At 75.5% G+C, this 21,726-nt stretch carries 21 protein-coding genes; 11 read left to right on the top strand and 10 right to left on the bottom strand.

Annotated elements, in window-relative coordinates; translation table 11 throughout:
• Nucleotides 1–5: 5 nt before the first annotated feature.
• The 3 genes from ABZY91_RS12280 to ABZY91_RS12290 all read right to left on the bottom strand — a co-directional run bounded on the left by ABZY91_RS12280 (nucleotide 6) and on the right by ABZY91_RS12290 (nucleotide 3,273).
• Nucleotides 6–773, bottom strand: a complete 768-nt coding sequence (locus tag ABZY91_RS12280) for a MerR family transcriptional regulator (protein WP_355401830.1) — start codon at nucleotides 771–773, stop codon at nucleotides 6–8.
• Between the two features lie 183 nt (nucleotides 774–956).
• Nucleotides 957–1,967 carry a 2-oxoglutarate and iron-dependent oxygenase domain-containing protein gene (locus ABZY91_RS12285; RefSeq protein ID WP_355401906.1) on the bottom strand — a complete coding sequence of 337 codons (1,011 nt, stop codon included), beginning with the start codon at nucleotides 1,965–1,967 and terminating at the stop codon, nucleotides 957–959.
• A 541-nt stretch (nucleotides 1,968–2,508) separates the two neighbouring features.
• Nucleotides 2,509–3,273 carry a MerR family transcriptional regulator gene (locus tag ABZY91_RS12290; protein WP_329948081.1) on the bottom strand — a complete coding sequence of 255 codons (765 nt, stop codon included), beginning with the start codon at nucleotides 3,271–3,273 and terminating at the stop codon, nucleotides 2,509–2,511.
• A 316-nt stretch (nucleotides 3,274–3,589) separates the two neighbouring features.
• On the opposite strand from ABZY91_RS12290, the gene ABZY91_RS12295 reads away from it, so the two are divergent.
• From ABZY91_RS12295 to ABZY91_RS12310, 4 genes are all read left to right on the top strand, one after another.
• The gene (locus ABZY91_RS12295) at nucleotides 3,590–4,111 is read left to right on the top strand and encodes an SgcJ/EcaC family oxidoreductase (protein WP_355401832.1); all 522 of its coding nucleotides are present in this window, start codon (nucleotides 3,590–3,592) and stop codon (nucleotides 4,109–4,111) included.
• A gap of 174 nt (nucleotides 4,112–4,285) precedes the next feature.
• Nucleotides 4,286–5,254 (top strand): aminoglycoside phosphotransferase family protein, encoded by a 969-nt coding sequence (locus ABZY91_RS12300; protein WP_355401834.1) that lies wholly within the window; start codon nucleotides 4,286–4,288, stop codon nucleotides 5,252–5,254.
• A gap of 82 nt (nucleotides 5,255–5,336) precedes the next feature.
• Nucleotides 5,337–6,683 carry an MFS transporter gene (locus ABZY91_RS12305; protein WP_355401836.1) on the top strand — a complete coding sequence of 449 codons (1,347 nt, stop codon included), beginning with the start codon at nucleotides 5,337–5,339 and terminating at the stop codon, nucleotides 6,681–6,683.
• Between the two features lie 18 nt (nucleotides 6,684–6,701).
• Nucleotides 6,702–7,178: an SgcJ/EcaC family oxidoreductase gene (locus ABZY91_RS12310; RefSeq protein ID WP_355401838.1), complete on the top strand. Its 477-nt coding sequence runs from the start codon at nucleotides 6,702–6,704 to the stop codon at nucleotides 7,176–7,178.
• Nucleotides 7,179–7,234: 56 nt separating this feature from the next.
• On the opposite strand, the gene ABZY91_RS12315 is transcribed toward ABZY91_RS12310, so the two are convergent.
• The 3 genes from ABZY91_RS12315 to ABZY91_RS12325 all read right to left on the bottom strand — a co-directional run bounded on the left by ABZY91_RS12315 (nucleotide 7,235) and on the right by ABZY91_RS12325 (nucleotide 11,008).
• Nucleotides 7,235–8,254, bottom strand: coding sequence for an acetamidase/formamidase family protein (locus tag ABZY91_RS12315; protein ID WP_355401839.1), 1,020 nt, complete (start codon nucleotides 8,252–8,254; stop codon nucleotides 7,235–7,237).
• On the bottom strand, nucleotides 8,251–9,738 hold the full coding sequence (locus ABZY91_RS12320; RefSeq protein ID WP_355401841.1) for an APC family permease: 1,488 nt from the start codon (nucleotides 9,736–9,738) through the stop codon (nucleotides 8,251–8,253). The genes ABZY91_RS12315 and ABZY91_RS12320 overlap by 4 nt, the downstream gene beginning before the upstream one ends.
• 154 nt (nucleotides 9,739–9,892) lie before the next feature.
• Nucleotides 9,893–11,008, bottom strand: coding sequence for an ABC transporter substrate-binding protein (locus ABZY91_RS12325; RefSeq protein ID WP_355401843.1), 1,116 nt, complete (start codon nucleotides 11,006–11,008; stop codon nucleotides 9,893–9,895).
• An 83-nt stretch (nucleotides 11,009–11,091) separates the two neighbouring features.
• Here ABZY91_RS12325 and ABZY91_RS12330 point away from each other — a divergent pair, with 83 nt between their 5' ends.
• Nucleotides 11,092–11,583, top strand: coding sequence for a MarR family transcriptional regulator (locus ABZY91_RS12330; protein WP_355401845.1), 492 nt, complete (start codon nucleotides 11,092–11,094; stop codon nucleotides 11,581–11,583).
• Between the two features lie 24 nt (nucleotides 11,584–11,607).
• Here ABZY91_RS12330 and ABZY91_RS12335 read toward each other — a convergent pair whose 3' ends face one another.
• Nucleotides 11,608–11,979: a hypothetical protein gene (locus ABZY91_RS12335; protein WP_355401846.1), complete on the bottom strand. Its 372-nt coding sequence runs from the start codon at nucleotides 11,977–11,979 to the stop codon at nucleotides 11,608–11,610.
• Nucleotides 11,980–12,145: 166 nt separating this feature from the next.
• Complete coding sequence (locus tag ABZY91_RS12340; RefSeq protein ID WP_355401848.1) at nucleotides 12,146–13,114, bottom strand: oxygenase MpaB family protein; 969 nt, start codon at nucleotides 13,112–13,114, stop codon at nucleotides 12,146–12,148.
• A gap of 206 nt (nucleotides 13,115–13,320) precedes the next feature.
• On the opposite strand from ABZY91_RS12340, the gene ABZY91_RS12345 reads away from it, so the two are divergent.
• From ABZY91_RS12345 to ABZY91_RS12355, 3 genes are read left to right on the top strand one after another with little or no spacing between them, the layout of a single operon-like run.
• Entirely contained in the window at nucleotides 13,321–13,722 is a 402-nt protein-coding gene (locus ABZY91_RS12345; RefSeq protein ID WP_355401850.1) for a YciI family protein, read from the top strand.
• Nucleotides 13,719–15,131: a sigma-70 family RNA polymerase sigma factor gene (locus tag ABZY91_RS12350; RefSeq protein ID WP_355401852.1), complete on the top strand. Its 1,413-nt coding sequence runs from the start codon at nucleotides 13,719–13,721 to the stop codon at nucleotides 15,129–15,131. The genes ABZY91_RS12345 and ABZY91_RS12350 overlap by 4 nt, the downstream gene beginning before the upstream one ends.
• Nucleotides 15,128–16,012, top strand: coding sequence for a class I SAM-dependent methyltransferase (locus tag ABZY91_RS12355; RefSeq protein WP_355401854.1), 885 nt, complete (start codon nucleotides 15,128–15,130; stop codon nucleotides 16,010–16,012). The genes ABZY91_RS12350 and ABZY91_RS12355 overlap by 4 nt, the downstream gene beginning before the upstream one ends.
• A 72-nt stretch (nucleotides 16,013–16,084) precedes the next feature.
• Here ABZY91_RS12355 and ABZY91_RS12360 read toward each other — a convergent pair whose 3' ends face one another.
• Nucleotides 16,085–16,501 (bottom strand): DUF3224 domain-containing protein, encoded by a 417-nt coding sequence (locus ABZY91_RS12360; protein ID WP_329948304.1) that lies wholly within the window; start codon nucleotides 16,499–16,501, stop codon nucleotides 16,085–16,087.
• Between the two features lie 210 nt (nucleotides 16,502–16,711).
• Here ABZY91_RS12360 and ABZY91_RS12365 point away from each other — a divergent pair, with 210 nt between their 5' ends.
• Nucleotides 16,712–17,758, top strand: coding sequence for a WYL domain-containing protein (locus ABZY91_RS12365; RefSeq protein WP_329948303.1), 1,047 nt, complete (start codon nucleotides 16,712–16,714; stop codon nucleotides 17,756–17,758).
• On the opposite strand, the gene ABZY91_RS12370 is transcribed toward ABZY91_RS12365, so the two are convergent.
• On the bottom strand, nucleotides 17,728–18,342 hold the full coding sequence (locus ABZY91_RS12370; RefSeq protein ID WP_355401856.1) for a DinB family protein: 615 nt from the start codon (nucleotides 18,340–18,342) through the stop codon (nucleotides 17,728–17,730). The two genes, ABZY91_RS12365 and ABZY91_RS12370, sit on opposite strands and share 31 nt — an antisense overlap.
• A gap of 368 nt (nucleotides 18,343–18,710) precedes the next feature.
• Here ABZY91_RS12370 and ABZY91_RS12375 point away from each other — a divergent pair, with 368 nt between their 5' ends.
• Both ABZY91_RS12375 and ABZY91_RS12380 read left to right on the top strand, forming a co-directional pair.
• On the top strand, nucleotides 18,711–19,424 hold the full coding sequence (locus tag ABZY91_RS12375; RefSeq protein WP_329879338.1) for a hypothetical protein: 714 nt from the start codon (nucleotides 18,711–18,713) through the stop codon (nucleotides 19,422–19,424).
• Between the two features lies 1 nt (nucleotide 19,425).
• Nucleotides 19,426–21,714 (top strand): hypothetical protein, encoded by a 2,289-nt coding sequence (locus ABZY91_RS12380; RefSeq protein WP_355401858.1) that lies wholly within the window; start codon nucleotides 19,426–19,428, stop codon nucleotides 21,712–21,714.
• The last annotated feature ends 12 nt before the right edge of the window (nucleotides 21,715–21,726 follow it).

The following is a 21,726-nucleotide window of genomic DNA, read 5'->3' on the forward strand; positions in this document are numbered from 1 at the left end:
TACCGTCAACCGGGCGAGGCCCCGTCCTCCGCGGCCTCGCCCAGTTCCTCCCGGAGCGACCGCTGGAACGCCGTCACCAGCGCCTGCGCCACCATCGGCCGGATGTGGCCCGTGAGCGCCTTCATCCGCTCCACCTCGTCCGGCGCCGGCTCGCTCTCCCGGTACGGCCGCCACACCGTCTCCCGGAACAGCCGCTGCAACTCCCGCGCCGTCGCCCGGCTGTGCTCCAGCACCACCGCGCGCGCGGCCTGCAGCGTCTCCAGGGGGATCGGCACGTCCAGGATCCGCACGCCCAGCGGCAGCAGTCCCGGGTCCACCCGGAACACGTCCGGGTCCGCCGTCCGCTCCAGTGCCCCCATCGCGGCCAGCCGGTCCACCTGCTCCTCGGACAGTCCCCGCCCGGCCCGCCGCTCCAGCTGCACCCGGCCCACCTCCTCCGGCGTCTCCGGCGTCCACGACGCCACCAGCGCCCGGTGGATCGCCAGGTCCAGCGGGGTCGAGTCGTGCGGCAGCCGCCCCAGGTACCGCTCGATCGCGGCCAGGGTCAGGCCCTGCCGCTGCAACTCCTCGATCAGCCCCAGCCGGTCCAGGTGCTCCGCCCCGTACCACCCGACCCGCCGGGCCCCCAGTACCGGCGGCGGCAGCAGCCCCTTCGTCCCGTAGAACCGCACCGTCCGGACGGTCACCCCCGCCCGCGCCGCCAACTCGTCGACCGTCAGCCGCACCTCCACCCCCGCCTCCCGCTCCGCGCCCGCCGCATCCCGCACCGTCACTGTGACACCGCGAGTGTGACACTGCTGTGCCACCCGGTCCACTGCCGCCGCCCGCCGCCCCGGCCGCCCGCCGCCCCGGCCTCCCGGGGAGTCCGGGTACGGCGCCGGGCCCGCGCTCCGTGGGGAGCGCGGGCCCGGCGGTCGTGGCAGCGGTGGTGCCGACGGCGGACGACCGCGTCGGCGTCAGCGGGTGGCGGTGTCGACGAGGTCGGGGTGGTGGCGGCGGGTGACCTCGGGGTGGGCCCTCGTGTATCCCTTCCACTCGTTGAAGCCGAAGTCGGCGTAGAGCGGGTTGGCCGGGTCCTGGGTGGCGCCCGGGGCGTGGTGGGCGAGGGGGAAGTCCAGCGGTTCGACGTGGGCGTCGAGCCGCGGGTTGTAGAAGAAGGGGACGGAGAAGCGCTCCCGGGCGCCGGCCGGGCTGACCACGCGGTGGCTGGTGGCCTTGAGGTAGCCGTCGGTGGCGACCTCCAGCAGCTCGCCGAGGTTGACCACGAAGGCGCCCTCCATCGGCGGGACCTCCAGGAAGCTGCCGTCCGAGCGCTCCACCTGGAGACCGCCGACGGTGTCCTGGAGGAGGAGGGTGATGAAGCCGTAGTCCTTGTGCGCGCCGACGCCCTGGCCGGCGCCGTCGGGGGCGGTGCCCGGGTAGCGGACCAGCTTCAGCCGCAGGTGCGGGTGACCGGCGAAGGCGTGCTCGTAGAAGTCGGGGCGGGCGCCGATCGCGGCGAGCAGTTCGTGCAGCAGTCGGCGGGCGACGTCACCGAGCCGGTCGATCCAGCCGAGGGCGGCGGTCCGCAGCTCCGGGAGCGCCTCGGGCCACTGGTTGGGGCCCTCCAGCCACCAGTAGGAGGGCTCGCCCGGGGCGGGGACGTGCGGGGGCAGTTCGGCGCCGATGTCGAGCTGGTCGCGCCAGTCCTGGCTGCCGCCGGTGCGCTCGTCGCCGGTCCGGGTGTAGCCGCGGTAGTGCGGGGAGTTGAGGTTGGCGACGGCGAGGCGGTCGGCCTCGGGGAGGGCGAAGAAGGCCCGCATGGCGGCGGTCAGGGCGGCCGTCTCGTCCGCGGGGACGCCGTGGCCGACGAGCTGGAAGAAGCCGACGTCGGTGGCGGCGGCGCGGAGCTCGTCGTGCAGCCGGGTGCGGTCCTCGGGGCTGCCACCGGCGAGCGAGAGGTCGATCACCGGGAGGCTGTCCAGCAGGGCGGGCGCCGTCCCGGGGGCGGTCCCGGATGCGGCCGCTGCGGTCGTGGCGACGGCTGCGGCCGGGGCTGCGGTCTCGTGCTCGACGGAGGGGGTGGTGGGGTGCTGCTGCGTCATGGGTGACATCCGCTGGGTCTCGTCCCGACCCGTTCCGGTGGTGACCGGGGACGCCGGGGACGCGCCTGGTGCGGCGGGTGTGCCCGGGGGTCGGGGAGGGGGAACGGCCGGCAGGGGCCGCGCTGAGGGTGGGAAGGTGCGAGGTTCAGCTGGAGCGTCGACAGGACATGCTGGTCACGCGGAGCAGGTCCACGTGGCGACGGCGAACGAGTATGAGCACGTCACCAGCCTAGATCAAGGGTTCGAGGGGCGGAGAAGGGCCCGTGGCGCCGGGGGGTCCGGGCCGGAACATGTCATAGCCATGACGAGATGGTGCTCTCGCGGTGGACGGCAGGCAAGAGGGCGGGAAGGGGCACGGGCGGCGGGCGCGGGACGGGCGGGCGCGGAGGGGCCCCGTCCGCCCGTCCCGCGCCCGCCCCGCCGGTCAGGCCGGCAGCGTCGCCGCGTACGCCTCGATCGCGTCCCGCTGGTACGCGGCCAGGCCCGGCGCGATCGCCTCGTACGCCGCCCGCCACGGCTCGTTCTCCACGCAGGCCCGGCCCATCGCGCGGAACTCCTCCACCGGCACCGGCCGGATCCCGGTCAGCGCCCGGTGCTGCGCCTCGATCTCCGCCCGCACCGGCCCGTCGTCGACGGGCCGGCCGGCGACCATCAGCTCGGCCAGCCGGACCATCTGCGCGGTGCGCAGCCGCTGGCCGGCCTCGACCTCCTGCGGACTCATCGCGGCGGTGACGCGCCCGGCGGCCTCGGCGAGCTCCGGGAACTCGCGCAGACCCTCCTCGTAGTCGGTGGGCCGGACTCCCTCGAAGAGGTTCTCCGGCCGGTTGATCTCGGTCATCGGCGTGCCGTCCTTCCTGGATCGCTCCAGTTCGGTGATCGTGCGGGAGACGGTCCCGGCCAGCGCGTCGAGCCGGTCCCGCTCGGCGAGCAGTCGCCGGTGGTGGCCGCGCAGGGCCTCCAGCTCGTCCACCTGGGTGGCCAGGATCCGGCCGATCTCGGAGAGCCCCAGCCCCAGCGCCCGCAGCACGAGGATCTGCTGGAGCCGCAACAGGTCCCGCTCCTCGTAGTAGCGGTGGCCGTTGGGGCCGATCCGCGCGGGCGGCAGCAGCTCGATCTCGTCGTAGTGCCGCAGCGTCCGGGCGGTCACGCCGGACATCCGGGCGACGTCGGCGATGGGCCAGGCGGCCATGCGTTCTCCCTCACGTGTCCCACCGGGCCGGTCGGTCCGGCCCCGGTCAGGACGGTAGGGGCTTCCGTTGCGGCAACCGCAAGCCCCGGCGCGGCCTCCGGCGCGCCCGGCGGGCCCGCCCGTGACGGATCCCACCCTGCCGCTTTCCGTCCGGTTCGAGGCCGTTCCCGCCCACCGGGTGCCCGGTCCTGCTCCGCCAAGGTTTCTTGGCCGAGCCTTGGTCGCGTCTTTGCCCTGCGCCGTCCGGACGCGCACCCGTCCCTCGCGAGAGTGATCCCACACCAGGGACCGCAGCCTCTCCCCAGCAGGAGCACCGATGAACCGTACGATCCGCACCCGCACCGCCGTCGCCGCAGGCGCCGTCGCCCTCGTGGCCGCCGCGCTGGGCGCGTTCACCGCCGGTGTCGGCGTCGCCCGGGGCGACGACGAGCAGGACCGCCGCAACAAGGCCGCCCAACGCGAGGTCGCGGCCCTCTTCGACCAGTGGAACGCGACCCTGCAGTCCGGCGACCCGGAGAAGGTCGCCGCCCGCTACGCGGCCGACGCGGTGCTGCTGCCGACCGCCTCGCCGCGGATCCGCACCAACCGGGCGGAGATCGCGGACTACTTCGAGCACTTCCTGCAGAAGAAGCCGTACGGCGAGCGGCTCCGCTCGGTGGTCACCGTCCTGGACGCCGACTCGGCGATCGACGCCGGCCTCTACCGCTTCCACCTCACCGACCCGGGGACCGGGGCGGCCGAGCAGGTCGACGCCCGTTACTCGTACGAGTACGAGAAGCGCGGCGGCAGATGGCTGATCGTCAACCACCACTCGTCGGTGCTCCCGGCCGAGAGCTGACCGGACGCGGCCCGGACGCGGCCCGGATGCGGCCCCTGCACGGCCCGATCGCGGCCGGGACGAGGTCCGGACGCGGCCCGGCCAGGCCGGCTCCACCGGCCGGCCTGGCCGGAAACCGCCCCCCGCGCGGAAACTCCCGAGCCCTCGCCGCCTCCGCTCCGTACCCTCGCGCCAGTGAAGACCCGACCGGACGACATCGACGACCACCGGCTCCGGAGCGGCCTCCGGGCGTTCGGGATCGACGCCGCCGACCTCTCCCACGCGCCGGTCGGCCACGGCGACCACCACTGGACGACGGTCGGCGCCGACGGCCGGCGGTGGTTCGTCACCCTCGCCGACCTCGCCCACAAGAGCCACTGCGGACCCGAGCCGGAGTCGGCGTACAGCGGACTGCGCCAGGCCATGGCCACCGCCCGGGCGCTCCGCCGGCTCGATCTCGTGGTCGCCCCCGAGGCGACGGCCGGCGGCGAGAGCGCGCTCCGGCTCGGAGACCGGTACGCGCTCAGCGTCTTCCCGCACGTCGACGGCGCCACCGGCCACTTCGGCGAGGAGCTCGCCCCGGCCGACCGGGCCCGCCTGGTGGACGCGCTCGCCCGGCTCCACCGCGCCGAGCCGCCCGCCCCGGTGCCGCACCGCCACCCCGGGCTCTCCGCCCGCACCCGCCTCGACGCGGCCCTCGCGGACCGGACCCGGCCGTGGACCGCAGGCCCGTACGGCGAGCGCGCCCGTGAGCTGGTCGCCGACCACACGCCCGGCCTCCGGCGGGCGCTGGACCGGTTCGACCGCCTGGTCGGCGGGCTCGACGGCGCGCTCGTCGTCACCCACGGCGAGCCGCACCCCGGCAACCTGCTGCGCCCGCCCGGGCGCGTGCTGCTGGTCGACTGGGACACCGTCGGGCTGGCCGTCCCCGAGCGCGACCTGTGGTTGGTCGGTGCGGACGCCGACGACCTGGCCCGTTACGCCGAGGCCACCGGCCACACCCCGCGTCCGGCGGCGCTGGCCCTGTACCGGCTGCGCTGGGCGCTGGAGGACGTCGACGCGTACCTGCACTGGTTCCGCTCGCCGCACACCGGCAGCGAGGACGCCCGCGACTCCTGGGCCGCCCTGACCGGCACGGTGCGCGAGCTGGCCGCGTCGGTCTAGCCGGCCCGGCCGGTACCGCCCCGCCGCCCACCATCACCGGCGCCCCCGCCGCCCCACCGCCCACCGAACGGACGAACGGACGATGACCCCCGAATCACCCTGGCGACTACCCGACTTCCGCACCCTCTTCACCGCCACCGCCCTCGCCCAGCTCGGCACCAACATCGGCTACGTCGCCCTCCCGCTGATCGCCGTCACCGCCCTCGACGCGAGCCCCGGCCAGGTCGGCGCGCTCGCGACCCTCAGCACCCTCGCCTTCCTGCTCATCGGCCTGCCGGCCGGCGCCTGGGTGGACCGGATGCGCCACCGGCGCGTGCTGATCGTCGCCGACCTGGTGAAGGCCGCGCTCTACGCGTCGATCCCGCTCGCCTGGGCGTTCGGCTCCCTCACCCTCTGGCAGCTGTACGGCGTCGCCCTGCTGGCCGGCTGCGCGACGGTCTTCTTCGACGTGGCCTCACAGAGCGTGCTGCCCCAGCTCGTCGGACGCGGCCACCTGGTGCAGGCGAACGCCGCCGTGGTCGGCCTGATGGCGGTCGGCAACATCGCCGGGCGCAGCGCCGGCGGCGCGCTCGTCCAACTGCTCACCGCACCGGCCGCCATCGCCGCGACGGCGGTCAGTCATCTCGGCTCCGCGCTGCGCCTGATCGCCCTCGGCCGCACCCCTGCGGCCACGCCCGCGCCCGCGGCCGGCTCCGCCACCGGACCGGCGTCGGGGGAGCGGACCGCACCGGGCCTGGGCGCGCAGATCGCCGAGGGTCTCCGGCACGTCTTCGGCAACGCCGAGCTGCGGGGGCTCGCGCTCTCCGCCGCCGTCGTCAATCTCGGCTACCAGGTCGTCAACACCCTGCTTCCCGTGGTGTTCGTCCGGGAACTGCACCTGCCCGCCGGTGCCCTGGGGCTGTTCTGGGCGGTCGGCGGGGTCGGCATCCTGCTGGGTTCCCGGTGCGCCCGCCCGATCGCCGCCCGGGTCGGCTACGGCCGGACGCTCGGGCTGGCCGGGCTCGTGGTCGCGCCCGCCGCGCTGCTGATCCCGCTGGTGGGGGAGGGTGTGCGGCTGTACGTGGCGGGCCTCGGCTGGCTGTTGCTGCTCTTCAAGACCGGGATGGACAACGTGCTGGGCGTCAGTCTGCGCCAGCGGATGACCCCGGACCCGCTGCTCGGCCGGATGAACGCGACCTTTCGCTTCCTGCTGACGGGGGCGATGGCGGTGGGGTCGGCGCTGGCCGGCCTGTTCGGCGAACTGGTCGGACTGCACGCCACGTTGTGGCTGGGAGGCGTCCTGCTCTCGCTGTCGTTCCTGCCGGTCCTCCTGTCGCCGGTCCGGACCCGCCGAGCCCTCCCCGACGTGTCCTCCCCGGACTTCCCTCCGGTCCCGCCCGTGCTGCCGTCCGCTCCGTCGGCTCCGGCCCTTGACCTGAAGCGGGGTTGAGGTTCGATCATGGTCACCATGAACGCGAACGAGAACGAGAACACCAACACGAACGAGAACGAGAACGAGAACGGCGGTGCGGTCGGGGCCGGGGTGGACGTCGAGGCCGAGACGGAAGCCGTCCGGCGGGTCGTCGCCGCCGTCGAGCACGCGCAACGCAACGAGCTCCCGGAGGAGTTCATCAGCCTCTTCCGGGCCGACGCGATCTGGACCACCGGCCACGGAAAGCTCCTCGTGGGTCGGGAGACGATCGCCGAGTTCACCCGCAAGGTGCTGCCGGGCGCCTTCGCCGGCACCGGCACCACCCCCGCCTACGAGGTGGTGCACGTCCTCTTCATCCGCCCCGACGTCGCCGCCGTCAAGGTCCGCCAGCGCTACCTGGACGCGGCCGGGGAGCAGATCGGTGAGGAGGGAAGCCCGCTGTACGTGATGGCCAAGGAGGGGGGCCGCTGGCTCCTGACGGCCAATCAGAACACCCTGGTGCAGAGCTCCTGAGTGTGCGGAACCCCCGCCGGTCGGACCGGTCGCCGGCCGGGCGGGGGTTCGCGCGGTCAGCGGTGCCGCAGGTAGGCGGCGGCCGTCTCCCGGAGCCGGTCGTGCAGGCCGTCGTACGCCCGGGCGCGGCCGAGCAGGGACTTGGGCAGCTTGGCGGCCATCGTGTAGTTGGTGTCGCAGACGTTGGCCGCCGGTGCCAACCCGGCCTGGCTGACCAGCTGGTAGGCGTCCAGCAGGTCCAGGCCGAGCAGCTCCCGGGTCCAGCCGACCAGGTCGTGCTGGCTGATCCGGAAGGCGTCCTCCAGCGGGCGGGCCGAGCCGGTGGAGATCAGGTACCGGTCGTTCTCCAGCCGGGGCCAGGCCGGTCCGCCGCCCTTGATCAGGTCGACCACCACCGTGGTGCGCATCGCCGTCTCCACGGCCGTCCCGCACACCTCGCCCTCGCCCTGGCGGGCGTGGCCGTCGCCGATGGCCAGCAGCCCGCCGGGCACGTTGACGCCGAAGTAGGCGGTGGTGCCGGCCCGCATCTCCGGGGTGTCGAGGTTGCCGCCGTGCGCGCCCGGGGTGATCGACATCAGGGTCTCGCCGCCGGCCGGGGCGACGCCGACCGTGCCGTGCATCGGGTCCAGCGGCAGTTCGGCGGTGAAGTCGCTGTTGCGGGCCCGGAACCGGCAGATCCCGGCCGCCGTGTCGAGCTCGTACACCCAGACCCGTTCCTCCAGCGGCGCGTGCAGCATCGCGGTGGTGTGGGTGGCGGTGAGGGCCCCGAAGTGCGGGAAGGTGCTGGAGATCCCCCAGTCCCTGGCCGGGGTGATCTCGACGAAGTGCACGGCGAGGGTGTCGCCCGGCTCGGCGCCGGCCACCGCGATCGGGCCGGTCACCGGGTTGAGGTAGGGGAACTCGCAGACCGCGCTCGGCAGGTCGCCGGTGCCGCGGACCCGTCCGCCGAAACAGTCCTCGGTGCTCAACTCGACGACCGTGCCCGGCCGGACGGTCACCAGCGGGGCGCGTCCGCCGAAGGTGTAGGCGTACTCGTCGGGGGCGGGGGAGAGCTGGACGAGGTCGGGCAGGTTCACGGGTTCTCCTTGGTGAGCGGGGAGTCGTCGGCCGGGGAGTCGTCGGTCCGGGAGCTGTTGGTCGGGGAGCTGTCGGCCGGGGCGCCGTCGGGGGAGGCCGCCGCGTCGGCCACGGCCAGGCGCGGGCGGCGTCCGGTGAGGATCAGTCCGGTCAGCACCAGTCCGCCGACCGCCAGCCAGACGAAGCCGAGCCGCTGGGCGGCGATGTCGGCGTTGACGACCACGTAGGCGAGGATCGCGAACCCGAGGACCGGCGCGACCAGGTGGCGCCACCAGTCCCGGCTGCGCCGCCGCACGACGTAGTGCACCACCACCGACACGTGCAGGACGAGGAACGTGGTCAGCGCGCCGAAGTTGACCAGGGTGGAGAGCAGCGTGATGCCGTCCTCGCGCGAGGCGGTGTAGAGCCCGAGGACCAGTGAGATTCCGGCGGTCAGCAGGGTGGCGTTCACCGGGACGCGGTGGCGCGGGTGGACCTTGGCGAGGAAGGCGGGCAGCTGCCGGTCCCGCGCCATCGCGTACAGCAGCCGCGAGGTCGCGGCCTGGGCGACCAGCGAGTTGGCGAACCCCCAGGCCACGGCGGTGGCGGCGGCCGTCACCGTGGCGAGCCAGCCGCCGGCGGCGACCCGGGCCGCGTCGTAGAACGCGGTGCCGTCCGGATCGCCCTGCGCGATCAGCGCGTCCGGGTCCGGGACGAGGAGGGAGGCGATCCAGGTCTGCGCGATGAACAGCGAGCCGGCCAGCAGCAGGGCCGCGATCATCGAGCGGCCGATCGCCTTGGCGGAGTCGCGGTTCTCCTCGGAGAGGGTGGAGATCCCGTCGAAGCCGAGGAAGCTCAGCACCGCCACCGACACCGCGCCGAACGCCAGACTCCACGAGAAGGTCTGCGAGTTGTAGACCGGCGTGAGGTCGAAGCCCCGGCCCTTGCCGGCTGCCAGCGCCGCCAGGCCGAACCCGATGAACACCAGCAGCACGATCAACTCGCCGACCAGCATCGCCTTGTTGACCTTCGACGTCATCTCGACGCCCAGGTAGTTGACGGCGGTGTTGAGCAGCACGAAGCCGACCAGCCAGAGCCAGACCGGTACCGCGGGCACCAGCGAGTTCATCGCCACCCCGGCGATCAGGTAGAGCAGGCCGGGCACCAGCACGTAGTCCAGCAGGATCATCCAGCCGGACAGGAACCCGACGGGCGGCGCGATGCCGCGCCCCGCATAGGTGTACACCGAACCGGCCATCGGGAAGGCCCGCGACATCTGCGCGTACGACAGGGCGGTGAACATCATCGCCACCATCCCGAGCACGTACGCCAGGGCGACCATGCCGCCGGAGCCCTGGAAGACGCTGCCGAAGATGCCGAACGGCGCGATCGGCACCATGAACACCAGTCCGTAGACCAGCAGGTCCGTGAAACGCAGGGAGCGGCGCAGCTCCTGTCGGTAGCCGTAGCTCTCGATGGTCTGGGGCGCGGGTGCTTCGGACATGGGGGCTCTCCTCCGTGACGACCCGGGGTGGTGGGGGAGACAGTAGAGGCAGTTATTTCCAAATGGAAGGGTTTTCGTGCCGTGGCCTGCCGTGATGCCTCCGCCGTGATGCCTCCGCCGAGCCGCTCCCGCCGAGTCGCTCCCCGCCGACGCCTCACCAGAGGACGGTGAACCCCACCCCCTCCGCCCGCGCCAGGTGCACGCCCTCCCGGGGCGGCCCCAGCGGCGCCCGGGCCCAGGCCCGCCGGACCGCCGCGCCCTCCCCGTGCAGCAACCGCGCCGCCGCCCGCGCCAGCCCGCCCGACGGCACCAGCTCGCCGCGCGACGCGAGCGCCGCCGCCAGGTGCAGCCCGTCGTACAGGCCCACCGCGTACGCGTCCAGCACCGGCGCGTACGGCCCGAACACCGCGCGGTGCCGCTCGGCCAGCCGCAACCGCCGGTCCTCGGCGAGCGAGACGAACGACGGCATCGCCGCGTACAGCGTGCCCGTGTCGTCGCCGCCGTAGGCGAGCAGGCTGTTCTCCTCCAGCGCGCCGGAGAGCCGCACCAGCCGCCGGTCCAGACCGCTGCGCCGCAGCGCCCGGTTGAACCGCACCAGGTCGGCGCCGATCAGGCTCAGCAGCAGGGCGTCCGCGCGCGACGCCCGGAGCGCGTCCAGCAGCGGCTCCAGCGCGCGCTCCGTCGTACCGAACGGCAGGTGCCGTTCCAGCACCACGCCCGCCCCGGCCCGGGCGACCGCCGCCTCGGCGGCCCGGTGGACCGCGCGCGGCCAGATGTAGTCGTTGCCGACCAGCGCCCAGCGGTGCAGCCGGTGGCGGGCCGTGAGCCGCTCGACCACGCCGTCCAGCTGCCGGACCGGGTCCGCCCCGGTGCAGAGCACCCCGGGCAGTCGCGGCCCGCCCTCGTGCGGCGGGGTGAACACGTACGCGGCGCGTCCCGCCGTCACCGCCTCGACGGCCCGGTGCACGTCGCTGGAGTGGCAGCCCGCCACCGCGTCGACCGCCCCGGCGTCCAGCAGTCGGGCCACCTCCCCGGCCACCGAGGCCGGTGCGCCCCCGCCGTCCACCAGCACCAGCTCCAGCGGCAGCCCGCGCACCCCGCCGCCGGCGTTCACCTCGTGCGCGGCGAGCAGTGCCCCGTCCAGCGCCGACGGTCCGGTCAGCCCCAGCGGGCCGGACTGCGGCACGACCAGGCCCACCCGAAGCGCCGGCGCCTCGCGGGGGAGGTACAGCGCGTCGAGCGGTTCCAGGAGCTTCACGTCGGCGCTCATCGCTTGCGAGTATCGTCATGGCAGCCGATCCGGCAAGCAGCAGGCCAAGCAGCAGGCACTACGGCGGGGAAAGAGACACGGCCATGACACCCAGCGCGACCGCCCCCGCCGCCACTCCCGGAGCCGCGTCCCCCGCCGCCGCGCCCGCCCCCGCCCCCGCCGCCGCGCCCGCCGTCGACCGGCCCCTTCTGATCGAGCTCCTCACCGTCGCCCAGCGCCGGCTGGCCCGGGGACTCACCGCCCAGCTGGAGGCCGAGGGCTGCACGCTCGACCAGTGGCGGGTCATGCGCGCCCTCACCGACGACGCCGGCCGCTCCATGGGCGAGCTCGCCCAGACCCTGCTGATCCCGCAGGCCAGCCTCAGCCGCATCGTCGACGCCCTCGCCGAGGCCGGCTGGGTCTACCGCAGGCAGGACGAGCACGACCGCCGCCGCATCACCGCCCACCTCTCCCGCCGCGGCCACACCCGCCTGACCCGCCTCGACGCCCTCGCCGCCGCCCACGACGCGGCCGTCCGCACCGCCTGCGGGAGCGAGGATCCGGGGCCCCTGCTGAGGCACCTCACCGAAGCCTGACCGGACCTCCGGACCCGGCGGCCGTCACGGCCGGTCGAGGGCCTCCGCGTCCGCCGCCCAGCGGGGCTCGGCGTCCCGACGCCGCTTCCTGGACGAGCGGTTCCGGTACAGGACCACCGCGGCGACCACCGTCAGCAGCAGCAGCGCGTAGAACGCCACGATCTGCCAGAGCGGCCCCGATGCCACCGTCCCGCGTTCGTGCTCGCACACCGTGCGCGGGGGGAACGCGCCGGTCTCCTCCCTCAGGAACCGTCCGGTCTTCTCGGCGAAGAACCCGTGGGCGCACATCTCGTCGAACTCCACGGTCATCAGGAGCATCCACACATACAGCAGCACTGCCAGCAGTGGTGCGAAGCACACCGAGACCTCGGCCCAGATCCGTCGTCGTCCCGCCATCGCCCCACCCTCGTGATCCTGTCGTTCCATGCTCCGCCGCCCGTCCCGCCCCCGTCGTCCCGCCTTGCGGGGCCGCCGGGACACGGGGGCGCCGGGACCGTCGCTACGCGCGGCGGGTCTTCCGCGCACCCCCGGTCGGCCACCGTACCTCCGGCGCGGATCCGGCTCAGCCGTCGGCCTGCGGGGTCTGCGCCTGGGGGGCCTGCGGGGCCCGCGCCTGTGCGGCCCGGGTCTCGGGGGACTTCGCGTGCGGGAACGGGCAGCCGCCGGCCGGGCCGGACCCCTCCTCGAACGTGCCGAGGTCGCCGATCCGGTAGCCGTACGGGTAGCCGGGATACCCGCGTACCTGGCGGTTGTCACGGGCCAGGTAGGGCCGGCGCCGGGGCGGGAGGAGCCGGACGGCGCGCCCGCGCAGCCACATGCCGGTGCGGACGGCGCGCCGGAGCGCGGCCGGCGGGGCCGGGTACCCGAACGCCTCGCGCAGCGGGTCGTCGAGCAGGCAGATCGACGAGAGCCGCATCGACGGCCGCAGCGGCGCGGGGTACCAGGAGGCCATCAGCCCCAGGGTGGAGTCGGAGACCGCCCGGCCGCCCGGGTCGAAGGCGAAGTGCGCGCGCTCGTAGTCGTCGAGCAGCTGCTCGAACTCCTCGAACGTCTCCGGTATCCCGGGCAGGCCCATGTGCCGGCCCAGCTCGCGGAAGTAGTTGGTGGCGGCCCGCCGCTCGTGCGGGGAGTAGCGGCGCCAGCCGTAGTCGTCCAGCCAGCGCTTGGGGATCACGACGAAGGTGGCGAGCACGTACAGGAAGTCGGCGTCGGAGATGTCGTACCGGCGGTGCATCTGGTTCATGCGGCGGATCGCCTCGCGCCCCTGCGTGGAGTCGAAGCCGTGTTCGAGCACCGCCTCCAGGATCAGCGTGGTGTCGTCGTACCGCTTCTGCGTGCGGCCGGTGAACTCGCCGGTCTCCGCGAGCAGCCGGCCGATGCCGGGGACCGCGTAGGTGCGGTAGAGCGCGAAGCTGAGTGACTGGACGGTGTCCCAGGGGAACTCGTACCAGCTGCTGATCCGGTAGATCTCGGTGAACTCGGTCTCCGGGTCCATCTGCTGAATCTTCCTCAGCCAGTCGTATCGCTGCACCCGGCCGACCCTAGGGGGCCGGTCGGGAAGCGGTCAACGGGCTCCTCCCGCGGTGGGCGGGGTGTCGCTGCGCGCGGGCCGTCGGGGGGTCCGGCTAACTTTTTCCCGAGATTCCCGCCGAGGACGTCGAAATCGCGCGGCGTGCTTCTACCTACCCGTGAGAGCCCCTCCGACCGGGGCGGGCACGACGAACGAGGAGCGGAACCATGAAGTACATGCTGCTGATGCAGTTCAGCGAGAAGGCCGCCGACTTCCCGAAGATCGACGAGTGGAAGCCCGAGGAGATCCAGGCGCACATCCGCTTCATGCGGGACACCAACACCAGGCTCGCCGAGGACGGCGAACTGGTCGACGCCCAGGGTCTGGCCATGCCGGAGACCGCCCGGATCGTCCGCTCGCACAGCGGCGGCGCCCCGGTGGTCACCGAGGGGCCGTTCCCGGAGACCAAGGAGTGGGTGGCCGGCTGGTGGATCGTGGACTGTGACACCGAGCGCCGGGCGGTCGAGATCGCCGCCGCCGTCTCCGCCGCGCCCGGCCCGGGCGGGAAACCGCTGAACATGCCGATCGAGGTGCGCCAGGTCATGTCGGCCCCGCCCACCGAGCAGTGACCGGACCCGAGCCGCCGGCGCCCGGACCGGACGCCCCACCGGCCGTCGACGACCTGCTGCGCTCCCTCGCGCCGCAGGTCGTCGGCGTGCTCACCCGCCGCTACGGAGACTTCGCCACCGCCGAGGACGCCGTCCAGGAGGCCCTGCTGGACGCCGCCACCCAGTGGCCGGACGAGGGCGTGCCGCGCAACCCGCGCGGCTGGCTGGTCCAGGTGGCCGGCCGGCGGATGACCGAGCAGGTCCGCAGCGAACAGGCCCGCCGCCGGCGCGAGGACCTGGTGGCCGGGCAGGTCCCGGCCGACCGGCAGGCCGCGCCACCGGCCGACGCCGAGGACGGGGGCTCCCGGGACGACACCCTCACCCTGCTCTTCCTCTGCTGCCACCCCGCCCTCTCGCCCGCCTCGGCGATCGCGCTCACCCTCCGCTCGGTCGGCGGCCTGACGACCGGCGAGATCGCCCGTGCCTTCCTCGTCCCCGAGGCGACCATGGGACAGCGGATCAGCCGCGCCAAGCAGCGGATCAAGTCCTCCGGCGTGCCGTTCCGGATGCCGGAGCCGGACGCCGCAGAGTGGCCGGCCCGGCTCGACGCGGTGCTGCACGTCCTCTACCTGGTCTTCAACGAGGGCTACGCCAGCAGCACCGGCCCCGCCCTGCGACGCGTCGAACTGTCCCGGGAGGCGATCCGCCTCACCCGGGCCGTCCACGCGCTGCTACCGGACGACGCCGAGGTGGCCGGACTGCTCGCGCTGATGCTGCTCACGGAGGCCCGCGGTCCGGCCCGCACCCGCCCGGACGGCGAGCTCGTCCCGCTCGCCGAACAGGACCGCGGCCGCTGGGACGCCGCCGCGATCGCGGAGGGCGTCGCGCTGATCACCGCCGCCCTGCCGCGCGGCCCGGTCGGCCCCTACCAGGTGCAGGCGGCGATCGCGGCCGTCCACGACGAGGCACCGACCGCGGCCGCGACCGACTGGCCGCAGATCCTCGCCCTGTACGGGGTGCTGGCCCGGATCTCCGACAATCCGCTGATCACCCTGAACCGGGCAGTCGCCACCGCCATGGTGGACGGCCCGGCGGCGGGCCTCGCCCTGCTCGCCGAGGTGCCGCCCGCGCTGACGGACCACCACCGGCTGTACGCCGTCCGGGCCCACCTGCACGAGCTGGCGGGGGAGCGGGAGGCCGCCGTCGCCGACTACCGCGCCGCCGCCCGCCGCACCGCCAGCCTCCCGGAACGGCACCACCTCAGCCTGCGCGCGGCCCGGGCGGCGGCGGAGCCGGAGGCAGGGGGAGGGGCGGCGCCCGTGGGGGAGACCCCCGTGGGGGAGGCGTCCGCCCGGGACGTGCCCGCCGTGTCCGCCGACAGCGATCGGTCGCCTGAAACGGCCGGGGGCGGGGGAGGCTGCGGACCATGACGACGCCCGCCGCCGCCGAGGCCGCCCCCGCCCCCGCCCCCGCTTCCGCCTCCGACGCCCGTGCCGCGTCCGCGCCCCCCGACTTCTCCGGTGACGTGGCCGCCTACTACGCCGACTACCGCCGCGGCTACCCGCCGCCCGTCCTCGACGCGCTGCGGACCGCCTTCGCCCTGGACGCCCACCCCGCCATCGGTGACCTCGCCCTCGACCTCGGCTGCGGCACCGGTCAACTCGCCCTCCCGCTCGCCGCCCACGTCCGCACCGTCATCGGCATGGACCCCGAGCCGGACATGCTCCGCCAGGCCAGAGCCGCCGCCGACCGCGACGGCGTGCACAACGCGCTCTGGCTGCTCGGCACCGACGCCGACGTCCCGGCCCTCTCCGCCCTGCTGCCCGGCCGCCGTCCGCTCGGCGTGACCGTGATCGGCAACGCCATCCACTGGATGCGCCCCGACGAGCTCTTCCGCACCCTCCGCCCGCTCACCCGCCCGGGCGGAGGCGTCGCGGTGATCGCCAACGGCACTCCCGTCTGGGCCCAGGACACCGACTGGTCGCGTGCCCTGCGGTCCGTCCTGGAGGACCACTTCGGCCGTCCGGCCGCCACCTCCTGCGGGACCGCGACCGACGACCGCGACCGCTACGCCCGGGCGCTGGCCGCCGCCGGGTTCGCGGACGTCGGCGAGACCGTCCTCGACTACGAGGACGCCCTGACCCCCGACCAGCTCCTCGGCACCGTCTACTCCGCCATCCCCGCCCCCGAACTGCCCGCCCCGGCCGATCGCCCCGCCTTCGCCGCCCGGCTGCTCGCCGCGCTGCCCGAGCCCGGCGACCGCGGCTACCCGGAGCAGGTCCGGGTCTCCGTCCTCACCGGGCGGGCGTAGCCACCGGGCGGGGACGGGGAGGCGGACGAGGACGAGGGGCGGGCGCGGGGGGCCGTCCCCGGGCGGCGGGGCTCAGTCGAGTTCGTAGGCGAAGACGTACGGGAACGGCGACTCCCCCGGACGGTAGACGAAGGAGCCGCTCCCGCGCAGGCCGGCCAGCTCGCCGACGGCCGTTCCCGGGACCACCTCGAAGGTGCAGCGCACCGTGCCGTCCTCCTCGAACGATCCGCGTTCCTCCAGGGTGAAGGAGCCCGCGCGGCCGTCCAGTCGTCCGGTGACCGACTCCAGCCCGGTGAAGGTGCCGGTCGTCCCGGTCGCGTAGACGAAGACGTACTCGCAGGCGGTGTCCGCCGCCTCGATCCCGCCGGTGAAGGTGTTGACGACGGAGGCGCGCGCCAGCCGGGGCGTGACCTCCGTCGAACCGATCGCCGTCTCCTCCCACTGGGCGTAGCCGATCCGGCCGGTGGTGGTGATGGTCTGTGCGCTCATTGCCGTCCTCGGAATAGTCCGCGTGTGCGGGCGGGAATTGCGGGCGGGGAGTGCGGGCGTGCGCCGGGCGCGCCTGTGTGGCCGTGCGCCGGTGCGGCTGGGCGCGCGCCTGCACCCGCCCTGCGTACGGCAGGTGTGCCGTACGCCCGAGGACCACTCTGGTGCCCGTACCTGACACCTTCTGTCAGGTACGGGCAGCAGAATGCGGGCATGCGCGCCGACCGGCTCCTCGCCCTCCTGCTCCTGCTCCAGAACCGTGGCCGGACGACGGCCGGCGAACTCGCCGCCGAGCTGGAGGTGTCGGTCCGTACCGTCTACCGGGACGTCGAGGCGTTGGCCGCGTCGGGCGTCCCCGTCGTCGCCGACCGGGGTCCCGAGGGCGGCTACCGGCTGATGGACGGGTACCGCACCCGGCTCACCGGGCTCACCGACGCGGAGGCCGACGCCCTCTTCCTCACCGGGGCGCCCGGCCCGGCGCGGGAGCTCGGCCTCGGCGCGGTGCTCGCCACCGCGCAGCTGAAGCTCCAGGCCGCCCTCCCGGCCGAACTCGCCGAACGCACCCGCCGCGTCCAGGACCGCTTCCACCTCGACACGCCGGCCTGGTTCCGCGACGCCGATCCGGTCGCCCTCCTGGCCCCCGTCGCGCGGGCGGTCTGGGACCGGCGGGTGGTGCGCGTCCACTACCGCCGCTGGCGCGGCGAGGTGCACCGGGTGCTGCACCCGTTGGGCCTCGTCCTCAAGGGCGGCATCTGGTACCTGGTGGCCCGCACGGCCCCCGCCGTCGCGGTGGCCCCTGCCCCGGCGGCCCCCGCCGTCGCGGACTCGGCCGCCCCCGCCGAGTCCGTCCGCACCTACCGGGTCTCCCGTCTCCTCGCCGTCGACGTCACCGCCGAGACCTTCGAACGCCCCGCCGGCTTCGACCTGGCCGCGCACTGGGAGGAGAACTCCCGCCGTCTGACGGCGGCCCTCCACCAGCAGACCGCCCACCTCCGCGTCTCCCCGGAGGCCCGGCGCCTGCTCCCCATGCGGTTCGGTGCCGCCGGCGCCCGGGCGCTCGCCACCGCCGGACCGCCCGACGCCGAGGGCTGGACGGAGGTGCGACTCTCCGTCGAGAGCACGGCGGTGGCCGTCGGGGACCTCCTCCGCCTGGGTCCCGAGGCCGAGGTCCTCGGCCCGCCCGACCTCCGCAGCGCCGTCGCCCGGGCCGTCACCGCCCTCGCCCGCCGCTACGCCCCGCCCCCGCTCCCGCCCGCCTGAGCCCTCCCGGCCTCCTGGGCGGCGCGCTCCACCCGGTCCCGGTGCCCCGCCCACCACGCCTCGTCGCCGGGCGCCATGTTGCCGCCCTCCCGGCGTTGTCCGGTGGCACCGTCCACGAGCTCCCGGACGACGTCGGCGTGCCCGGCGTGCCGCTGGGTCTCGGCGATCATGTGGACCAGGCTGTGGTGGAGGGTCACCTCGCTCCGGTTCCCCCAGGGCACCCGCCCGACCGCCTCCAGCGCCAGTGACGCGATGGTCTCGTCGGCGTGGGCGCAGGCCGCGCGGTACAGCTCGACGATGTGCTCCCGGCTCTCCTCCGGCGTCGCCCAGAAGTCCGAGTTGGGTTCGGCGTCACCCGTGATCCAGGGGCGCGGCGCCTCGAACGGCCGCCCGAAGACCTCTCCGAAGTACATCGCCTCCGCGGCGGTCGTGTGTTTGACCAGCCCCAGCAGGTTGGTCCCGGTGGGGGTCAGCGGTCGGCGGACGTCGTACTCCGACAGCCCTTCGAGCTTCCACAGCAGGGCGTCCCGGGCGTCCTGCAGATAGGTCCGGAGGTCCTTCTTGAAGTGATCCGTGCGAGTCATGGGGGGAAGTCTGCTGTCCCCTCGACGTTCGATCACCCCTATTTCCCCGCCGGGTACTTCGGCGTCCGGACCCGCGTCGGGCCTTCGGCGGTGAGGGGTGGTCGAGCGCGGTCCGAGACGGTCGGAGACGGTTCGCGGCGGGGCGGCCGAGGGCGGGTTCCGGATCCCGCGGGCGCCCCGGCCGCGGGCTACCCGACCCCTGGCCGGGTGCCCGGTCGATGCCGGGGCGCCCGTCGATGTCACGGAGCGTAGCGGCTGGGGTGGGGTAATCGGACTTGAATCTTTACGAACGAATGTTCGATCCTGGGGGCGTGCCCGTTTTCGAATCTGTTTTCGAATCCACCGTCGAGCGGAGGCCGCTCCGACCGGTGGCGTCTGCGGCTGCGCTGCGCGAGGCCGGCGGGACGGGCACCGACGCCGGGCGCGGACTGCTCCCGGTGGTGCCGGCGCTGCGGGGCGTACTGCCGGAGGGCGGCCTGCGGCGCGGGACGGCGGTGTCGGTGGCGGGCGGGGACGCCGGGCTGCTGCTCGCGCTGGCCGCCGGAGTGCGGGAGACCGAGGGCGGGTGGGCGGCGGCGGTCGGGCTGCCTGACCTCGGGCTGGCCGCGGCCGCCGGGTACGGGCTGGACCTGCGGAGACTGCTGGTGGCCGACGACCCCGGGCCGCACTGGGCCGAGGTGGTGTCGGTGCTGGCCGGGGCGGTCGAGCTGATCATGCTGCGCCCGGACGGCCCCGTTCCGCCGAACCTGGCCGCCCGGCTGGCGGCCGTGCTGCGCCGCAGCGCCTGCGTGCTCCTGGTGGCCGGGCCGTGGCCGGGGGCCGGGCTGCGGTTGGGCGTGCGGTCCGGGCAGTGGTTCGGACTGGGCGACGGGCACGGGCAGCTCACCGGGCGGCAGGTGGAGGTCGTCGCGGAGGGGCGCGGCTCGGCCGTGCGCGGGCGGACCGCCCGGCTCTGGCTGCCGGACGCGCACGGCACGGCGCGGGTCGTGGAGGAGACGGCCGCCGGGGTCGTGGTGGACGAGGCGGGGGAGGACGTGACGTCGGGGGCCGGGGCGGGCCTCGACCGTATGGCGGTGGTGTGAGATGGCCGACGGCGGAGCGAGCGGGGTGAGCGGGGCCGGTACCCCGCGGGTGCTGGTGGTCTGGTGCCCGGACTGGCCGGTGGTGGCCGTCGAGCGCCCCGGGGACGCCGGCCCGGCGGTGGCCGCCGGTGCGGACGGGAGCATCGGCGCGGACGGGCGCCCGGTCGCGGCGGGGAGTGCCGGCGGCGGCATCCCGGTGGCGGTGGTCGAGGGCGGCCGGGTGCTGGCGTGCTCGGCGGCGGCCCGCGCGGCCGGAGTGCGGCAGGGGCAGCGGCTCAAGCTGGCCCAGCGCCTCTGCCCCGCGCTGGAGCTGCGCGACCGCGACCCGGAGGCGGAGACCCGGCGGTTCGAGCCGGTGGTCGCGGCGGTGGAGGCCTTCACCCCGCGGGTGGAGGTGCTGCGCCCGGGGCTGTGCGCGATCCCGGTGAAGGGGCCGGGCCGGTACTTCGGCGGGGAGGAGGCGCTCGCGGCGAAGGTCCAGGGCGCGGTGACGGCTGCCCTGGCGGCGGCCGTCCCGACGGCGGCGGCCACCGACGCCGGCCCTGCGGCGGCCGGCCGGCCGGTGCACCCGGTCGATGCCGAGTCGGCGGCCGGTGTCCGCCCTGCGCCGGACCCCGGACTCGACCCCGGCACCCGTCCCGGCACCCGTCCCGGCACCCGTCCCGGCACGAGCCCCGGCGACCGGGGCCCCGCTCCGGTCGCCGAGGTCGTCCCGCTGCACCCGGCGGACGCGGACGCGGACCGGACCGCACCCCGCCGCCGGACCGCCGGGGTGGACGAGCTGTTCGCCGCCACACCCGCGGCCAGGGACGGCGCGCGCGGCGGTTTCGCCCGGCCGGCGGCCTACCCGCCGGAACCCGCCCGTCCGGAGTCCCGCCCGGAGTCCCGCCAGGACGGCCTCGGCCCGGCGGCTGCGCACCGGCCGGAGGCTCCTCACCCGGCGGAGTCCCGTCGGGAGGGCGCGCGCCCGCAGCCCGGGGGGCCGGAGGCCGGGCGACCGGGGCCCTCTGCGGCGGAGGGTCTCGCCGCTGCCCCTGCCCCGTGCGGGCAGGTCGGGGTGGCCGACGGCCTGTTCGCCGCCGTGCTCGCCGCCCGCGCCGGCGTGCTGGTCCCGGCCGGGCGGACGGCGGAGTTCCTCGCGCCCTACCCCGTGGCCGTGCTCGGTGACGAGGTACTGGCGGAGCTGCTGGACCGGCTGGGCCTGCCCACGGTCGGGGCGTTCGCCGCGCTGCCGGCCGAGGCGGTGGCGGACCGCTTCGGCCCGGCCGGTACGACGGCGCACCGGCTGGCCCGCGGGTTGCAGCCGCGCCCGCTGGTGCCGCGTACGGGCGGGCCTGACCTCTCGGTCGAGCAGCGCTTCGACCCGCCCGAGCCGCTCGCAGAGCCCCTGGTGTTCGTGGCCCGGACCCTGGCCGAGCGGCTGCACCAACGGCTCGCCGGGGCGGGGCTGACCTGCCAGCGGGTGGCCGTCGAGGTGGAGTGCGCGGACGGTCGGACCGTGGCGCGGCTCTGGCGGCACGAGGGCCGGCTCTCGGCGACGGCGCTCGCCGAACGGGTCCGCTGGCAGCTCCAGGCCTGGCAGAGCACGGGCACCTTCGACGCCGGGCCGGCCGGCGGCCCCCGCGGCCCCCACGACCCGGACGGCCTCCGCGGCCCCGGCAGTCCCCGGGACCGCCGGAACCCCCGGGGCCCGGAGAGCCGCCACGACTCCGAGGACCCCGGCGCGGGAGGCTTCACCGCGCTGCGCCTCGTCCCCGACGACCTCACCCCCGACCAGGGCCGGCAACTCGCCCTCTGGGGGCAGGCGGTGGCGGACGACCGGGTGGAACGCGCGGTGGCCAGGGTCCAGGCGGTGCTCGGGCATGCCGGGCTGCGCCGGATCGAGCCGGCAGGCGGGCGGGGGCCGGACGAGCAGGCGGTCCGAGTGCCGTGGGGCGAGCCGTACGACCCGGACGCGCCCGCCGACGCGCCCTGGCCGGGGCGGCTGCGGGACGTCTGGCCGACCGTGGTGCACCGCACCCCGCTGCCGGCGGCGGTGCTGGACGCGGACGGGCGACCGGTGACGGTGGACGGCCGGGCGGGGGTGTCGGCCCGGCCGTCCACCGTCACGGTGCGCGGGCGGCAACTGGCGGTGGACGGCTGGACCGGGCCCTGGCCGGCCGTCGAGTACTGGTGGGATCCGGCGCGCGCCCGCCGCCGGGCGCGCTTCCAGGTCACGGTGGCGGGCGGCCTCGCGCTGCTGCTGACGGTGGAGGGGGGCGTCTGGCTCGTGGAGGCCGGCTACGACTGACACCGGGGCGCT

Source organism: Kitasatospora sp. NPDC002965 (assembly GCF_040611255.1).
Lineage (GTDB): Bacteria > Actinomycetota > Actinomycetes > Streptomycetales > Streptomycetaceae > Kitasatospora.

What these genes read in the sequence shown, in the direction of transcription:
- ABZY91_RS12345 (WP_355401850.1), top strand. Translation starts at nt 13,321, where the DNA reads ATGAAGTACATGCTGCTGATGCAGTTCAGCGAGAAGGCCGCCGACTTC.
- ABZY91_RS12325 (WP_355401843.1), bottom strand. Translation starts at nt 11,008, where the DNA reads ATGAGCGCCGACGTGAAGCTCCTGGAACCGCTCGACGCGCTGTACCTC.
- ABZY91_RS12360 (WP_329948304.1), bottom strand. Translation starts at nt 16,501, where the DNA reads ATGAGCGCACAGACCATCACCACCACCGGCCGGATCGGCTACGCCCAG.
- ABZY91_RS12320 (WP_355401841.1), bottom strand. Translation starts at nt 9,738, where the DNA reads ATGTCCGAAGCACCCGCGCCCCAGACCATCGAGAGCTACGGCTACCGA.
- ABZY91_RS12365 (WP_329948303.1), top strand. Translation starts at nt 16,712, where the DNA reads ATGCGCGCCGACCGGCTCCTCGCCCTCCTGCTCCTGCTCCAGAACCGT.
- ABZY91_RS12290 (WP_329948081.1), bottom strand. Translation starts at nt 3,273, where the DNA reads ATGGCCGCCTGGCCCATCGCCGACGTCGCCCGGATGTCCGGCGTGACC.
- ABZY91_RS12355 (WP_355401854.1), top strand. Translation starts at nt 15,128, where the DNA reads ATGACGACGCCCGCCGCCGCCGAGGCCGCCCCCGCCCCCGCCCCCGCT.
- ABZY91_RS12330 (WP_355401845.1), top strand. Translation starts at nt 11,092, where the DNA reads ATGACACCCAGCGCGACCGCCCCCGCCGCCACTCCCGGAGCCGCGTCC.
- ABZY91_RS12295 (WP_355401832.1), top strand. Translation starts at nt 3,590, where the DNA reads ATGAACCGTACGATCCGCACCCGCACCGCCGTCGCCGCAGGCGCCGTC.
- ABZY91_RS12310 (WP_355401838.1), top strand. Translation starts at nt 6,702, where the DNA reads ATGAACGCGAACGAGAACGAGAACACCAACACGAACGAGAACGAGAAC.
- ABZY91_RS12305 (WP_355401836.1), top strand. Translation starts at nt 5,337, where the DNA reads ATGACCCCCGAATCACCCTGGCGACTACCCGACTTCCGCACCCTCTTC.
- ABZY91_RS12370 (WP_355401856.1), bottom strand. Translation starts at nt 18,342, where the DNA reads ATGACTCGCACGGATCACTTCAAGAAGGACCTCCGGACCTATCTGCAG.
- ABZY91_RS12380 (WP_355401858.1), top strand. Translation starts at nt 19,426, where the DNA reads ATGGCCGACGGCGGAGCGAGCGGGGTGAGCGGGGCCGGTACCCCGCGG.
- ABZY91_RS12335 (WP_355401846.1), bottom strand. Translation starts at nt 11,979, where the DNA reads ATGGCGGGACGACGACGGATCTGGGCCGAGGTCTCGGTGTGCTTCGCA.